The 13,696-nt window shown below is 64.2% G+C and carries 18 protein-coding genes; 10 read left to right on the top strand and 8 right to left on the bottom strand.

All coding sequences use genetic code 11. From position 1 onward, the window contains the following. On the bottom strand, positions 1–1,945 hold a 1,945-nt coding region (gene drmD / locus KBY83_RS14345; RefSeq protein WP_255020255.1), incomplete at its 3' end, for a DISARM system SNF2-like helicase DrmD. Between the two features lie 612 nt (positions 1,946–2,557). Between drmD and KBY83_RS14350 the strand changes: the two genes are divergently transcribed. From KBY83_RS14350 to KBY83_RS14390, 9 genes are all read left to right on the top strand, one after another. After that, entirely contained in the window at positions 2,558–3,160 is a 603-nt protein-coding gene (locus KBY83_RS14350) for a hypothetical protein (protein WP_255020256.1), read from the top strand. Next, complete coding sequence (locus tag KBY83_RS14355; protein WP_255020257.1) at positions 3,144–3,644, top strand: hypothetical protein; 501 nt, start codon at positions 3,144–3,146, stop codon at positions 3,642–3,644. The genes KBY83_RS14350 and KBY83_RS14355 overlap by 17 nt, the downstream gene beginning before the upstream one ends. Positions 3,645–3,669: 25 nt before the next feature. Next, positions 3,670–3,867 carry a hypothetical protein gene (locus tag KBY83_RS14360; protein ID WP_255020258.1) on the top strand — a complete coding sequence of 66 codons (198 nt, stop codon included), beginning with the start codon at positions 3,670–3,672 and terminating at the stop codon, positions 3,865–3,867. Positions 3,868–4,021: 154 nt separating this feature from the next. Continuing rightward, complete coding sequence (locus KBY83_RS14365) at positions 4,022–4,216, top strand: hypothetical protein (RefSeq protein WP_190549024.1); 195 nt, start codon at positions 4,022–4,024, stop codon at positions 4,214–4,216. Between the two features lie 16 nt (positions 4,217–4,232). Beyond that, positions 4,233–4,775 (top strand): hypothetical protein, encoded by a 543-nt coding sequence (locus tag KBY83_RS14370; RefSeq protein WP_199310871.1) that lies wholly within the window; start codon positions 4,233–4,235, stop codon positions 4,773–4,775. Positions 4,776–5,423: 648 nt separating this feature from the next. Next, positions 5,424–5,978, top strand: a complete 555-nt coding sequence (locus tag KBY83_RS14375; RefSeq protein WP_255020259.1) for a DUF4236 domain-containing protein — start codon at positions 5,424–5,426, stop codon at positions 5,976–5,978. 119 nt (positions 5,979–6,097) lie between these two features. After that, the gene (locus KBY83_RS14380; RefSeq protein WP_255020260.1) at positions 6,098–6,331 is read left to right on the top strand and encodes a hypothetical protein; all 234 of its coding nucleotides are present in this window, start codon (positions 6,098–6,100) and stop codon (positions 6,329–6,331) included. 46 nt (positions 6,332–6,377) lie between these two features. Beyond that, positions 6,378–6,674, top strand: a complete 297-nt coding sequence (locus KBY83_RS14385; RefSeq protein WP_255020262.1) for an MTH1187 family thiamine-binding protein — start codon at positions 6,378–6,380, stop codon at positions 6,672–6,674. Continuing rightward, positions 6,674–7,231 (top strand): DUF924 family protein, encoded by a 558-nt coding sequence (locus KBY83_RS14390; RefSeq protein ID WP_255020263.1) that lies wholly within the window; start codon positions 6,674–6,676, stop codon positions 7,229–7,231. Before KBY83_RS14385 ends, KBY83_RS14390 begins: the two co-directional genes overlap by 1 nt. Here KBY83_RS14390 and KBY83_RS14395 read toward each other — a convergent pair. From KBY83_RS14395 to KBY83_RS14425, 7 genes are all read right to left on the bottom strand, one after another. Continuing rightward, entirely contained in the window at positions 7,220–7,903 is a 684-nt protein-coding gene (locus KBY83_RS14395) for a cupin domain-containing protein (RefSeq protein ID WP_255020275.1), read from the bottom strand. The genes KBY83_RS14390 and KBY83_RS14395 overlap by 12 nt on opposite strands. Positions 7,904–7,917: 14 nt before the next feature. After that, positions 7,918–8,202 (bottom strand): DUF1651 domain-containing protein, encoded by a 285-nt coding sequence (locus tag KBY83_RS14400; protein ID WP_255020264.1) that lies wholly within the window; start codon positions 8,200–8,202, stop codon positions 7,918–7,920. A 7-nt stretch (positions 8,203–8,209) separates the two neighbouring features. Further along, positions 8,210–8,488: a galactose oxidase gene (locus KBY83_RS14405; protein WP_255020265.1), complete on the bottom strand. Its 279-nt coding sequence runs from the start codon at positions 8,486–8,488 to the stop codon at positions 8,210–8,212. Between the two features lie 58 nt (positions 8,489–8,546). Beyond that, positions 8,547–9,569, bottom strand: a complete 1,023-nt coding sequence (locus tag KBY83_RS14410) for an RAD52 family DNA repair protein (protein WP_255020267.1) — start codon at positions 9,567–9,569, stop codon at positions 8,547–8,549. Positions 9,570–9,657: 88 nt separating this feature from the next. Then, complete coding sequence (locus KBY83_RS14415) at positions 9,658–10,278, bottom strand: siphovirus Gp157 family protein (protein WP_255020268.1); 621 nt, start codon at positions 10,276–10,278, stop codon at positions 9,658–9,660. A 49-nt stretch (positions 10,279–10,327) separates the two neighbouring features. Next, entirely contained in the window at positions 10,328–10,849 is a 522-nt protein-coding gene (locus KBY83_RS14420; protein ID WP_255020270.1) for an SLOG family protein, read from the bottom strand. Between the two features lie 435 nt (positions 10,850–11,284). Continuing rightward, positions 11,285–11,671 carry a hypothetical protein gene (locus KBY83_RS14425; protein ID WP_255020272.1) on the bottom strand — a complete coding sequence of 129 codons (387 nt, stop codon included), beginning with the start codon at positions 11,669–11,671 and terminating at the stop codon, positions 11,285–11,287. A 491-nt stretch (positions 11,672–12,162) separates the two neighbouring features. On the opposite strand from KBY83_RS14425, the gene KBY83_RS14430 reads away from it, so the two are divergent. Further along, positions 12,163–13,485 carry a tyrosine-type recombinase/integrase gene (locus tag KBY83_RS14430; RefSeq protein WP_396094103.1) on the top strand — a complete coding sequence of 441 codons (1,323 nt, stop codon included), beginning with the start codon at positions 12,163–12,165 and terminating at the stop codon, positions 13,483–13,485. The last annotated feature ends 211 nt before the right edge of the window (positions 13,486–13,696 follow it).

Genomic DNA, 13,696 nt, shown 5'->3' on the forward strand with positions numbered 1-13,696 from the left:
CCTGGGGAGCGCGCTGCAGCTTGCGGTCGATGCGGCCGTTGCGCTGTTCAAGCTTGCTGGGGTTCCAGGGGATGTCGAAATGAATCAGGTGCTTGCAGTGGTTCTGCAGGTTCACCCCCTCCCGGGCAGCATCGGTAGCAATCAGGATCCGCAGCGGCTCCTGATCGGGATCGGCGTTGAATTGGGCCTTCAGTCGCTCCCGGTTGTCTTCACTCATGCCGCCGGTGAAAGAAGCGACGCGACGATCGGCATCGGCGTCACCAAGCAGCTGCCTCAGCTGCGTTTCCAGGTAGCGCTTGGTGTCGACGTAGTCGGTAAAGATCAGCAGTCGGGTGGGTTGCCACGCCGCCTTGGCCTCCCCGAGGTTGGGGCAGAAGTGAGTCCGAAGAAACTTCTCCAGCAACTTGATGCGGGGATCAGGCCTGTTGCGGTTGGCTGTCGCGATCTCGCCCATCCGCTCCAGCAGGGCCAGATCGCTCTGATCAGCCTCAACGGTTTGGCGTAAGGCCGCTCGGGTCTGCGCCTCCTCAAGCTTCAGCAGCTCGTCTTCTGTGAGTTCGGCAAGGTCGCTGTCGTTGTTCACGCCGCCGAGCAGCAGATCCAACTGGGCGCCCGAGGCGGCCAAGGCCTCCCGACGCTGTTCTTGCTTCTGATCCAGGCTCCTGCGGTGCACCTTGAGGGTGCGAGCGAAGGCCTCGATCGAGCTGAGCAGCCGCTTCTGCAGATTGGTCATCACCAGCCGGTCGGCATTGAGTTGCCGTTTGGTGGCACCACCCAAGAGCAGCCGTTGCTCCCGCTGCTTGCGGTATTTCTGCAGCAGCCTTGAGAGCTCCAGTTCCGGGGTATCCGCCGGCAGGCTGCCCTTGGGAACGGAAAGCGGTTCAACGATCCGCTCGGGGAACTCCTCGCCGATGCGGCGCAGATCGTCCTTCAGGCGACGCACCAGCACCGTGTCCAGATCCCGAGGCTCAAAGGGCACACCCCGCACAAAGCGGGCTGGATCGAGTAGTTCCAGCAGAGCCGTGAAGCTGTTGCTATGGCCGTTGTGGGGCGTGGCCGAAAGAAAAATGCGGTGCTCGAACAGGGGCGCCAGGTCCCGCAGGCTGCGGGTCAGCCCGGAATCGATGGCATACCGCAGGCTGTTACTGGCCGGGGCAGCGTTGTGGGCTTCATCAAGGATCAGGAGGCTCTGGACTGGGGCCTGGTCTTCCCCGCCCTTGCCCTGCTCAAGCCACACCCGCAGAGGGGCCGAGTATTCCGAGTTGCGCAGCAGGGCATGAGAGATCAGGAAGCGGCTGCCGGTGCTCCAGGGGTTGGTGCCGTAACCCCGCTCCTGGCGCACCTTGGCCACATAGGCCCGGTCCATCACGGTGAAGGCGAGGCCAAAGCGGCTGGCCATCTCCTCCTGCCACTGGCGCAAGACCGACGGCGGGCAGCTGATCACCACACGCTTGATCCGCTGGCGCAGCAGCATCTCCCGCAGGATCAGCCCCGCCTCGATCGTCTTGCCTAGGCCCACGTCATCAGCGATGAACAGGCCCACCCGGGGCATCTGCAGCGCCTTGCGCAGGGGTTCGAGCTGGTAGGCCTTCACATCGATGCCGGCCCGGTACGGGGCTTGGAACAGCTCGGCGTCAGTGGCGGTGACGCAGTTCCAGCGCAGGGTGTTGAGGTAGGCGGCGAACTGTTTCGGTTGGTCAAAGCCCCGCTGGGCTACCGCCTCCCAGCTGCTCTCCCCCAGCACCTCGAAATCGATCTCTCGCTCCCGGAACACCGTGAGTCGGGCCCCGATGGCGTCGTCCTCCATGCAGGCCATCGACACAACCGTGTCGGCTCCTGGCTCTAGGGGGGCTTGCACGTCCTCCACCAGATAGCGACGCGTGCGGCAACGCACCACGGCGCCTGGCTTGAGCTTCTGACGGATTCGCGAGGGCGTCGCGGTCATCGCGGCAGCTCCTGCCGCGGCTGGGTCGGCATCGGGGTGCTGAGGGAGAGCCTTGAAGCAGTCTGCTCCGCCATGAGCCTGTTGGGAACCGCTAGCGCCCCGAATTGATCTTGAATCTGCGCCGCTATGCAGTGGGCGCATACTTTTCGGCCAACAGCACAGCCGGCGTTGTTGTTTGGCTGGCCGTAGCCCCCTGGAGGCTCATGCCCCTCCCCCATGCGCAGGGCGTTTAGTCGGTATCGGTGCGCCGGGCGGGGCACGACTTCTATGGAGAGGTCCATCGGGGATCTCTTGGGTGCAGCTGGCAGCTTCTGGCCCATGAGCCCGATTCAGGCTGGTTCTCCTGCGAAAGGCCATTCACCCCAAGCCCCCGACCAGGGAGGTACGGCTAGGTCCGCCCCTGCGGCAGAAGGCCGATCGGGTATGGACTGGCCTTATCGCCGTGTGGGGCTGTGAGCTTTTGCTGACTCGTCGACCCCTGGCGTCCTGGCCAGAAGCCCAGTGCTGCCAGGCCTTCGCTGCAAGAGTATGCAGCCAGCGCATAGTTCTGCAGCCGATTCGCGTTGGGCAGGGTGCAGCACGAGGCAAGATTGTTCGCGATTGGCCAGCCGCATGGTTTTTCTACCCCCTACCTCCGACTTTCCGCCTGACCCCGAGCCCTTGAGTCGGGAAGATCTCAACAGCGTCTACCTCGAGCTGCGCAACTGCTACAAGAGCTCCATGCGCAGTCGCGGCCAGCATCGCAGCCTGGCCACCAAGGCCCGGGACGAAACGGCACAGCTCAGGCAACGGCTGCTCGATCTTGCAGCGCGGGAAGCTTCTGTACGCACGGATATCTATCAGATGCTGGAAATTGTCACCGCGATTGCCGGTGATCTGGAAGATGCCGGGGATGACCTGGTGAATGAATTCGGTCGCTACAAACTCGGCCGTAAGACCTATCAAGGCGGTTCTTTCCTTGGAGGCCTCGTGCAGGCCGTGATCCGCTTCATCAACCGCTGGACCCAAACCAAGGAGCGGGTGGTGCAGCTGGATCAGAAGCGCCAGGAGCTCATCGAGAAGACCAAGGGTCTGCCGCCCCTCCCCCTGGGTGGGAACGGCCACAACGGCTCCGCCAACCAGCCAGAACCGACACCAGCCGCCAAGGTGGAGCTCGTGGACAGCCCAGCGGCCCAGCAGGTCCAGGAGGTCAAGGCCGATGGGACAACTCACTGACACTCTGCGGGCCACGTTGCGGGATCTGGCCCAATCCGACGCCAGGCTCTACCGGGGACTGCAGGAGGAACTCGCTGACACCAGGCCAGCCAGCGACCAGCCCGCCGTGCTGCTGGCTGGTGACGCCCGGGCCAGCCGCGAGGAGCTGGAGCGGCTCTCGATCAAGGTGCTCTGGGAGCTCTGCAAACAGCGGGGAATCACGGGCCTCAGTAAGGGTCCGGTGCCTAAACAGGTAGATGCCCTGCTCAGTCACCCGGACGGCCCACCGCTGCGCAGCGCCCTGCCCAGCAAGGCCACCAAGGGCAGCAAGGGTGGAGCACCCGGCGGCAAGGGCACGGCCAAGGCTGGCGCTACCGAGCTGCAGGCCATGGAGCAACGCCTCGACCGGCTGGAGCAGCTGGTGCTGCTGATCGCTCAGCAGGTGGGTGTGCCGCCTGAGGCGATCGGCCAGTTGGTCGCCCTGGCAGCCCTTCCGCCAACCTGAGAAGCCTTTGCTCTGGCCCCAGCCCATGGCAGTGAATCAGGAATCGCTGGCGAAGCTGGGCCGCTTCCTGCTGCGCGGCCTGCGCATCGGCGCCAGCACGGAGGCAGTGGTGGAGCTGCTGCGCAACGACTGGACCGGAGGCATCAGCGCCGGGGTGGCCTGGCTGGTGTTTCTGCAGGTGGAACGGCGGCTGCCGCCCCTCAGTCCAGAGCCTGAGGACTGATCTGCAGGCAACGGGCCAGCGCCCGCGCAGTAATGATGAAGGTTGCGGAACTCACAGACCGCCGCCCTGGCATCCATCTATCGTCAGAACTCAGCCAACGAGTCCACCACCTCCGCTCGCCTGGCAGTGTCCAGCACTGGACCCTTTCCATCGCATGACGCTCTCCACCCCAAGCAGGCCTCCCTCCACCCCAGCCTCTGGGCCGCTGCGGCGTGAGCAGATCGATGCGCTCCTGGAGGAGTTGCGCGACCCTGCTCTGGCCCGTCAATTCCTGATGGATGCTGGCCTGATCGACGCCGATGGCCAGCTCACCCCTCCGTACCGCAGTCAGGATGCCCGGTCGGCCTAAGAACAGTCTTGGCCCCTTGGTGCTGTTTCATGGCTGCGACAAGGATGTTGCTGAAGCAGTTCTGAGTGGACAGGCAACACTTCAGCCCAGCGAAAATGATTACGACTGGCTCGGCAACGGCATCTATTTCTGGGTTGACAGCCCAGAGCGGGCTTTGTCTTGGGCCAATCTCCGCAGATCCTCCCCATCGGTGATCGGCGCTTTTGCCTACCCGGGCAACTGCCTCAATCTGACCGACTACGGAGTGATGAATGAATTGGCCCTTGCCTATGAGGCCACCCTCGGCATTTCCGCAGCAGCAGGTACACCACTGCCCGTGAATTCTGTTCGAGAAAACGGCATATTCATGAAGCGTCAGCTGGACTGTGCCGTGATCCAGATGGTGCACAAGATCCGTGAGAGCAAAAGCATGGAGGCGTACGACACCGTCTATGGAGTGTTTGAAGAAGGCGAGTTGGTTTATCCGGGCGCAGGCTTTCGTGACAGAACGCATGTGCAGATCGCCATCCGCAACCCGGAGATGATTCTTGGCTATTTTCGAGTTGATGGGATGACATAGGTCTGGTGATTGACACCCCAACAGGAAGGCGCCCCGTGGGGGGCGCCTTAGCACCGGTTGCGGCGGTCACCTCCTCACACCAAGGACTGCCGGTCGGGTGTCTGTAGTTCACGCATGACCTGTCTGGGGCCTGGCAGGGAAGGAAAGGAGATCACCTCTGGGAGAAGAGATGCTCGGGGCTTGACCTTCTCGGCTGTGATCCCTGCTCGGGTACTGCAGCCCGAGGTGTCAACACGCGGGAAACAGAACTGGCGTATCGCTCTCTGCTGCTACGGGATGACGCTCGCGCCGCGTCACCGAGTTCACCTTGTGTGTGTCGCATCGTTGGCGCACCTCCGCTGTGCACACCGGCTCGGGTGCTCCCTGGCCGGACTCTGGTGGAGGGCGAGGGTCGCGGGTTGGCTCCCGGGCCTCCCCTCAAGTTCAAAGTACGTCTTTTTTCAGGTGGCGGTGGCCCGCTGGAGTGCCTGTTCCCGTACCTGGAACAACCCAGTCAGTGCAATGCTTTTGAGGCGCCCCTCTACTCCTTGGGGAGGCTGCGGCACCGGCGATTCTATGCACTGGGCGCATGGATTTGCGGACGGCTGCATCCACGCGGCAACCTGAACCCTGCTCGGGCCATTCCTGCGAGCCAACCCGCTGATTGCCATGGGCTTCCGTCTCCGCCGCTCCGCCCGGCTGGGCCCGCTGAGGTTCAACTTCTCCAGCGGCGGACTGAGCTCGATCTCCGTCGGTGGCCGCGGGGCCTCGTTCAACATCCCGGTGAATCGCAGCGGTGGGACCCGCACCACCGTGGGGCTGCCGGGCACAGGCCTGAGCTGGAGCGTGGAGCACACCCCCGATCGCCTTGCCGCGATACCGGCTGGTCCTGCAGCGGGCCTGCCCAACAGCCGCCGGCTGCGGCCGGGCCAGCTCGATGCCCTCAAGCAGTCGCTGCTGGGCGTGCTGCGCCAGGAGCTGTTCGCTCCAGGCTCCACCGGGGATCAGCTGTGGGAGCACGGCCTGGTGAGCCGCCTGCTCGACGAAGGCTCCCTCGGCGCCCGCATGACCGGCCTGCTGGCGCTGATCGAGACGCCAGAAGCAATGGAGTCCTACCTGCTGCGCGCCCAGGGCCAGGACGATGCCAAACGCAGCGCCCAGCGCTGCATCACCGCCGTGCAGGAAGGCTCCAGGCTGGCCTCTGCACGGGGCTGGCTCTCCTGACGCTGCAAGGGCAGGTGCCCGCAGGGCCGGTTCCCCGTATCCGGCCGCACCTGCGCTCCCGCCTGAGCAGGCCAAGGATGGAGCTGGAGTGAAGGAGATACCCCCGCATGCGAGAGGTCGTGTTCCGAGTTCTGGCTGAACGCCCTGGCCACCTGGAGGCCCAGGCTGAGACCCTGCCCATTCGCATCACCGCGCCGACGCTGGAGGAGCTGCAGCACGAGGCCCGCGAGGCCCTGATCGAGCACCTGGGCCCGGCCCACTGCACCTACCGGGTGAGGGTGCGCCGCGACCCCGGTACTGCCGTCAGCAGCATCCGGCCTGCGGGCCGCCGCCTTGCCGCTCTTTGCCGCTGATCCCGGCAGCTGCTTGCACCATGGGAGCAATCCGCCAGGACTGACCATGAAAGTGATCGTCGATCTGTGCGTGGTGCCGATCGGGGTGGGCGTGCACTTGGCGCCCTACATCGCTGCCTGCGAGAAGGTGCTCACCGAAGCCGGCCTCAAGGTCCAGCTGCACCCCAACGGCACGGCGATCGAGGGCGAGTGGGAGCCGGTGTTCGCCGCCATCGAGGCCTGCCACCAGGCGGTCCACGCCATGGGCTGCCCCCGCATCTACACGACGGTGAAGATCAACACCCGCACCGACAAGGAGCAGACCCTGGAGGACAAGGTGGCCAGCGTGCAGGCCCTGCTCTGATGAAAGGCCACGGGGAACAAGCGGCGGAGGTTCTGGCGTTCTGGTTCGTGCAGAGCCGGCCGCGCCAGTGGTTCGCGAAGGACCCGGGCTTTGACGCCTTGCTGCAGCAACGCTTTCTGGGGCTAACCCGACGCGCCATCGCCGGTGAGCTCGGCGCCTGGGGCACGGAAGCGGCAGGAGGCCTGGCGCTGGTTCTGCTGCTCGATCAGTTCCCACGCCAGATCTGGCGCGACACCGCCATGGCGTTCGCTGGCGATCCCCAGGCCCTGGCTGAGAGTTTGCGGGCGGTGGAGCGCGGCTGGCTGGAGGCCGAACCCGAGCAGGCGCGGCGGCAGTTCTGGCTGATGCCGTTGATGCACGCGGAAGACCTGGCGGTGCAGGAGGCGGCACTGCCGCTGTTCGAGCGGTTCAGCGATCCCCACACCGCCGACTTCGCCCGCCGGCACCGGGATGTCATCGCCCGCTTTGGCCGCTTCCCTCACCGCAACGCGCTCCTGGGGCGGGTGTCGAGTGCGGAGGAGCTGGCCTTTCTGCAGACACCAGGCTCACGCTTCTGAGCCGTCGGGGCCCTGGGTGGCGGGCAGATGGCCGGTCTTCACCCAGATGGTGCAGCCCGCCTCGCTCCAGGGCCGGTGCACGCTGCCGGGTGGATTGCGCAGCCAGCTGCCGGCCGGGTAGCTGCCGTGCTCGTCCTGGAAGACGCCATCGAGCACAAAGATCTCCTCGCCGCCGGGATGGCCGTGGGGCTGAAACACAGTGCCCGGCGCCCAGCGCACCAGGGCCACGTGCTCCGTCCCAAAGGCATGCAGGGGCAGCACCTCCAGCCCGCGCACCAGCCCGGGCACCCAGGTGCTTTTGGTGGTGTCGATCACCAGGCGCTGTTGATCAGCTGGGTGCATCTGCTGCAGCTTCACCAGGATCGTGCAGCCCTGCTCACTTGATGGTGCGTGGTTGGAGCCAATCGGATTGCGCAGATAGGTGCCGGCTGGGTAGTCGCCCTGCTCATCGGAGAAGGTGCCCTCCAGCACCAGGATCTCTTCGCCACCGCCATGGCTGTGGCGCTCAAAGCGACTGCCGGGGGCGTAGCGCACGAGTGAGGTGGCCCGGGCGACTTCCTCACCGTGGCGATCCAGCATCCGCCGCTCCACCCCTGCCATTGGCGATGGGGTCCAGGCCAGGGCGTTGCTGTCGAACAGGGCGCGCTGGCTGAGGTCGGCATGGAGTTCCATGGGCTCGATTCTGATCAGCCCGGCGACAGCGGCGCTGGCGGCAGCCACTGGGGCGCGCAAGGCTGCCAGCCCTGCTGGCGCTTCTGGGCCCAGAGCTTGATCGCCTGCTCGCGCGTCAGCTCCCTGCGCTTCTTGAGCAGTGGCGGCTCACCGCCGGCCATCACCTCCCCGAAGGTCACCTCCAGGCTCTGACTCCAACGGTCGTAACGCCTTGGCCTGAAGTGCAGCACCTGGCGGCCGTCGCTCAGCCAGCCTTCCTGGGGCGAGAGCGGCGGTCGCTTCCGGTCACCGACGTGCATGGGCCGCTCAGGCCACTTCCGGCGCCCAGCCCTTCTGGCGGACCTGGTCGTCGGTCCAGCCTTGGCAGCGGCTGGTGAGGTGCTCGCCATGGGCGATCAAGCCCTGGTGCAGCTGGCAGGTGAGCACCGGGATGCAGTTCACCCCCCCGTGGTGTCGGAACCAGTGGCAGGTCATGCAGACCCTGCGGCTGCGGGTCCTGAGCAGCACAGCCTCATCGAGATAGGGCCAGTCCTCGATCTCGTCGGTGCGGGAAGGCTGCAGACGGGAGAGCGGGACCGGCACCATGACAACCACGACAGGCATACATCTGTACTAGCAGGGGATGCGCTTTGGCGCCAGGGGCTCACTGGGTGCTGGCCTGGTGCTGCACCAGGAAGGTCTCAATCCAGTCGTGGTGGCACTTCTGGTTGATCCGATCGGCGATGGTGGCAGCGGCCTCGGGCACTTGGAAGCGCTTGCGGAAGGCCCGGGTGAGGCTCTCCAGGAGTGGCCGGGGCAGGGCCCGCAGGGTGCTGTGGAGGTGCTGGATCGTCTCGGCATCGAGGGCCACCTGGCCGAGGTCGGCCGGGGCTGAAGGCGTAGACGTCGAGGCCGTGGCCTGGGTGCGGCCCTGAGCCGGGGAGTCAGCGGCGGCGGAGGGAGAACCAGCCTCCGGCCGACTCAGAGAAGACCGCTGCCCACCAGGCCGCTGGGGCCCATCACCCTGGCCCCCGGCGCTGCTGACCTGCCGCTGCGCCTTGTCGTAGAGGGCGAGGCCAAACGGGTTCCCGAAGGTCATCAATGCCCGCTTCATGGCATCGGTCTCGGCCTCCTTGAGGGCGGACTCATGGGCCTGGCCCAGGTCCACGTCGATGCCGTGGCCGGCGCCGCTGCCCTCCCGAACCAGGGGTGTCAGCCTGCCGGCGGTGACGGTGACGCGCACACGGGCGGTGTAGGTGACGCCCCAACCGGGCTTCTGGTCTCGGCTCGTGCCTCTGGCACCGATCAACCGTTCGGCCTGGGCGACGCAGCGGACGGCGATGGTCTGCCGCTGCCAGCCATCGAAACCAAAGATGCGGTTCGCTTCCGCGATCACCTGCCACCCCTCCAGGTAGCTCACCCGGCTGCGGCCCTGCTCCCGCTGGCGGACGTTGGCGCGATCGAGTGGGGCGGAGAGCGCCGCGAGCTGCTCGGGGGAGAAGCCGGCAGGCGGAGCCTGGGGGGCTTCTTGTGGCGGTGAAGGTACCGAGGCTTTTGCTGGAGCCTCCTCGGCGCGGTCAGTTGAGCGGATCAGCTCCAGGGCCGAGGGAGGCCTCTGGACAGGGCGTGGAGCTGCGGGGCGGCTGGTGGTGCGGGTCCCGTTAGCGGAAGGAGCGGCGACGGTCATGGCGATGGAAGCAATGGTGTGAGGAGGAAGGGAAGGGGGCCCCGGCGGCCAAGCCGGAACCCCAGTTGCAAAGGGGCCTCTGGCCCCCTCAGTGGATGCGCCAGGAGCGGCGGGAGATCAGCTGGGCGCCTGTGATCTCCGTGCCTGCTTTGAGGGCTTCCTTGATGGCGGCCTTGTCCGGCTTGCTGGTGGTGGAGAAGCTCAGCCACTGGGGATCGAGGGCGTCCTCGTCGTCGATCTCGACGGCCTGGGACTTGCGCGAGGTCAGCTCGTGATTCGGGAAGGAGAAGCGGGTGGAGGTGGGCTGCAGCCGGGTGAGGACCAGGACAAGAGAGTCTTCGAGGGCGTCGGCCCGAGAGGCATCGGAGCGGGACAGCTCGGTGAGCCGCTTGGCCTGCTGCTGCCGGTAGGCGGCCTGACCGCGGAGGTGCTCGATCACCCAGCAGGTGGCATCGGCCTTGGCCGCGAGGGCCTGCTTGTTGCCTTCCTCGGCCAGCAGGGCAGCCTCCAGCTCGGCGAGGGCCTGGGCACGTGAGTCGTCGTCATCGGATTCCAGCTGCTCGGCCAGCTGGCCGATGGCGGTGGTGAGCTCCTGGGCCTCGATGCCCAGCTGCCAGAGCGAGCCGGAGCGCTGCAGTGAACATGAGGGCCCGGCGGCCAGAGGGACAGCCGGGGAGAAAGTAGCGACGGGGGCGGTGAGAACGGCCATGGCGACGTGTAGGAGAGGAGAGCGAGAAGAACGGGGCGGCCAATGCCGCTCAGGCAGCGAGGGGCTCGGGAGAGAACGGCGGCGGCACTTCCATCACCACCACCGGCACCGGCGAACGGGAGGAGCAACGCCGGGCTTGCTGCACCAGCGAGGCCGTGCCTGCCCCGCCGGGAAAGGCGATCACCAGCACCGAGGCGCTGAACGCTGGGGAGGTGTGGGCCTGGGCCTCCACCAGGGCCTGCTCCAGCAGAAGACGATTGCGGATCGGACCGGCAGCGCGGCCATGGCGGCGCCAATCAGCGGCGAGGGCCTGGACCCGCCAGCCGAGCTGCTTGGCGGCACGGCCGATGGAGCGATCAGCGCCCCGGGCCCCACCATGCAGAAGCAAATGGACAGGCCGGCCGCCAGAACGCTGGAGGAGAGCGGAGGCGATGCGCTCCTGGGGCCAGACGAGATCACGGCCACCAGCGGCGACGATGACGACCGAGCGATGGGCCAACGCCGGCGGCGGCAGGAGGCCAAGGGAAGGCAATGCAGCGGCCTGGGCCACTGCAGCAGAGGACAAGCTCATGGGCCACAGAGCAAACGAACGGGGCAAGTTGTCCGAGGATTTCGTTGCCGCAGGCGATGGGCTCGTGGCCTTTGGCGCAGCTCTTATTCTACCAGTACAAACGCACTGAGTAACGGGCAGAGCCGCTGCGGGGCAATGGATCTACGCAAAGCAAAGCCATCCGCTGATGGATCGGGAAGCTGATAAGCAGACCCGCCAGATTCAGCGCTGAATGCCCAGCCGGCCGCGCAGCCGCGCGAGGAAACTTGGGGCCTCGCCCCAACCCCTATCGGCTGGAGGCGGCTCCGCCACCGCAGCCGCGGGAGGACAGCCATGCCCGCCACCCCAACACCGGCCCCGGAGCGGAGGGCGGCGGCGGCTGGCCGATACACGCCACGGCGCAGCCGTGGCACGTTGAAGGACGGCCGCTGCCGACCGGAGCCCTGCGGCGGTTGCTCAGCCCCAGGGAACGTCCAGGAACTCCACCAGCAGCACGCCCCGGTGGGTGCCATGGATCCTGACCAGTCCCGCCTTGGCAGCACGCTCCATGCCAGGACGCTCCTTGCGGACCTGTTCGGCGGTAGCCAGCACCCGCACCCAGCCGCCGGTCATGAAGTCCTCGCTGCCTGTTTCAAAGACCTGCAGCCGGCGGTGCTGGTTGCTGTTGCGCTCGTAGTACAGGCCCCCACCGGTGGGGTCGGTCCCCTCCGCCCAGACCTGATCCACCATGATCTTTCCGATCGCCAGCGGATCCTTCGCCGCGGCGTCGATGGACTCACCGTCAAGCACCAGCGGGTTGCCCGGGTCCTCACGGTTGTCAGAGATGATCAATCGGTCGCCCATGAAAGGGTTCTCCTCAGCCCCTTCCTGTCGCGTGATCACGCCGCATGGGTCAATCCAGCGATGGTGCTCATCAGTCTGGCTGCGGATCAGCTCTCAGCCCCAACCAGCACAGGCTCAGCCGTCTCCCCTGAACCCTCCGTTCCGGGTCTCAAGCAGGTCCCACGGCAATCTGGAGCCTCGAAATCCGTCCATCCATCACAGACCGTGAATGACGGTATAAAAGACGGTACAGACGGGGGCATCCATCGTACCAAGCCGTCCCATAGCAGTCGATCCGGTCCGCTAAACACGGACACCCTCTCCGTTCTAGGTCAATCCTGAGACGGTTCAGATCATCCAGGATTGTCTCTGTGACTGGGTTTTTGGGTTGGTTGCTGTCTCAAGAGGACGCCACCGATGCCATCGGATCCGGATCTTTTATGTGGGAGATTATGTGAGATGAAAAGCGGTTTTATGTGAGATAGAATCGTTATGTGAGATGGGTCTTGGAGATGTCCAAACCGCTGACTGACGCTCAAATCCGCGCTTTGCCTGCCATTCCCAAGGGAGGTAAAAAAACCTCGGATCCCTGCGGAAACGGTTTGCGTATCGTCAACGAACCAGTGGTCGGCAACGTCCCTTGCAGGCGATTCATCCACCCATACTCCCAAAAACTACCGAATGGCGTCCGCAAGCAACAGGAACTGCCCCTCGGCACCTACGGCAAAGGAGGAGGGCGTCTGACGCTGTTACAAGCGCGTCAGAAGGTGCTGGCGTTCAAGGAATGGCGCAAAGGAATTGGACTGGATGCCCACCACGATCAGTGGTTGGCGCTGAACCGCCCAAAAGACACGCTTTCTGCTCCGACTCTCAAGCAAGTTTGCGATGCCTGGTTGACGTCACCATCACGACAAAAAAAAGCGCCGAGCACTCAGAAAGAGTGCCAGCGCCATCTTGAAAATCATGTTCTCAAGGTGATTTCTGCCGATCTGCCGATCAAGGATCTGGAATGGGACTCTGGCGATGCAAGCGGAGGTCGGCAACTGGTTCGGCAAGTGCGAGAAGTCATCGATGCAAGGAACTCGCATGACATGGCGAACAGGGTGATCCGAACACTCGGACAGGTTTGTGACTATGCCATCGAAAAAGGTTGGATGACTCGGGGACAAAACCCTTGTACGATTTCGCCTGATGATCGGGCACTGCACCAACCGAAGGGCAATCCAACGCTCTCTGAGCAGCAGGTGCCCCAATTCTTCAAGGACTTAAGCGATTACTCCAAAGGTCAGTTTGATTTGGTTGCAATTGCTCTTAAGATGCACCTTTTGCTCTGTACAAGACCTGGTGCGCTTGTTGCCATTGAGTGGTCTTGGATTGATGAACAAGATTCCCTGATCACAATTCCAGGCAATACGCCAGGTCTGAAGCGCCCTGCTGACCAAAATAATATTGACCATTTGATTCCTCTGTCGGATCCAACCCTTGAAATTCTTGACTTACTCAAAAAAATAAATGGGAAAAGGAAGCATGTCTTTCATAGTCAAAGAGGTAAAGAATTCTCGCATCTCAATCCCTCCGCTTTGAATAATTTCCTGAAGGAGCAACTTGCTCTCAAGGGAGTACTGACTGCTCAAGGATGGCGAGATGTAGTTCAAACTGTGGCACAAGATGTCCTGAAGTATCCATGGGAAGTGCCTGACCGTCAACTTGGACACCTCCCTCACAAAAAAGGTGTCCGTGGGCACTATGACAATTCTGAACGCCTTGATGAAAGGCGTGACTTCATGCGTGATTGGAGTAACTGGTGCATCGATCAAGGACTCATCATTCCTTGATGAGTTAGGAAGAACCCTTAGATCGCTGAGTAGTTTATTTCGCTGTTGCCAGTTTCTCTTCACACCAGTCTAGGACTTCCTGTCTCGTGATTACCCAGCTCACTCCGCACAGGGCGAACTGGTCGCATAGACTGGTACGCATATACCAGTTAGCCCATGTCGCGCAGTGCCGTCCAGTTTCAGAAAGGCCTCTCGCTGCCTGAGTTCCAAC

Origin of the sequence: Cyanobium sp. WKJ7-Wakatipu (assembly GCF_024345355.1) — a bacterium.
Classification (GTDB): Bacteria; Cyanobacteriota; Cyanobacteriia; order PCC-6307; family Cyanobiaceae; genus Cyanobium_A; species Cyanobium_A usitatum.

Coding starts and splice junctions, on each gene's coding strand:
- KBY83_RS14405 (WP_255020265.1), bottom strand. CDS start 8,488: ATGGTGCCGGTCCCGCTCTCCCGTCTGCAGCCTTCCCGCACCGACGAG.
- KBY83_RS14355 (WP_255020257.1), top strand. CDS start 3,144: ATGGGACAACTCACTGACACTCTGCGGGCCACGTTGCGGGATCTGGCC.
- KBY83_RS14420 (WP_255020270.1), bottom strand. CDS start 10,849: ATGAGCTTGTCCTCTGCTGCAGTGGCCCAGGCCGCTGCATTGCCTTCC.
- KBY83_RS14375 (WP_255020259.1), top strand. CDS start 5,424: ATGGGCTTCCGTCTCCGCCGCTCCGCCCGGCTGGGCCCGCTGAGGTTC.
- KBY83_RS14395 (WP_255020275.1), bottom strand. CDS start 7,903: ATGGAACTCCATGCCGACCTCAGCCAGCGCGCCCTGTTCGACAGCAAC.
- KBY83_RS14410 (WP_255020267.1), bottom strand. CDS start 9,569: ATGACCGTCGCCGCTCCTTCCGCTAACGGGACCCGCACCACCAGCCGC.
- KBY83_RS14365 (WP_190549024.1), top strand. CDS start 4,022: ATGACGCTCTCCACCCCAAGCAGGCCTCCCTCCACCCCAGCCTCTGGG.
- KBY83_RS14360 (WP_255020258.1), top strand. CDS start 3,670: ATGGCAGTGAATCAGGAATCGCTGGCGAAGCTGGGCCGCTTCCTGCTG.
- KBY83_RS14350 (WP_255020256.1), top strand. CDS start 2,558: ATGGTTTTTCTACCCCCTACCTCCGACTTTCCGCCTGACCCCGAGCCC.
- KBY83_RS14415 (WP_255020268.1), bottom strand. CDS start 10,278: ATGGCCGTTCTCACCGCCCCCGTCGCTACTTTCTCCCCGGCTGTCCCT.
- KBY83_RS14385 (WP_255020262.1), top strand. CDS start 6,378: ATGAAAGTGATCGTCGATCTGTGCGTGGTGCCGATCGGGGTGGGCGTG.
- KBY83_RS14400 (WP_255020264.1), bottom strand. CDS start 8,202: ATGCACGTCGGTGACCGGAAGCGACCGCCGCTCTCGCCCCAGGAAGGC.
- KBY83_RS14390 (WP_255020263.1), top strand. CDS start 6,674: ATGAAAGGCCACGGGGAACAAGCGGCGGAGGTTCTGGCGTTCTGGTTC.
- KBY83_RS14430 (WP_396094103.1), top strand. CDS start 12,163: ATGTCCAAACCGCTGACTGACGCTCAAATCCGCGCTTTGCCTGCCATT.
- KBY83_RS14425 (WP_255020272.1), bottom strand. CDS start 11,671: ATGGGCGACCGATTGATCATCTCTGACAACCGTGAGGACCCGGGCAAC.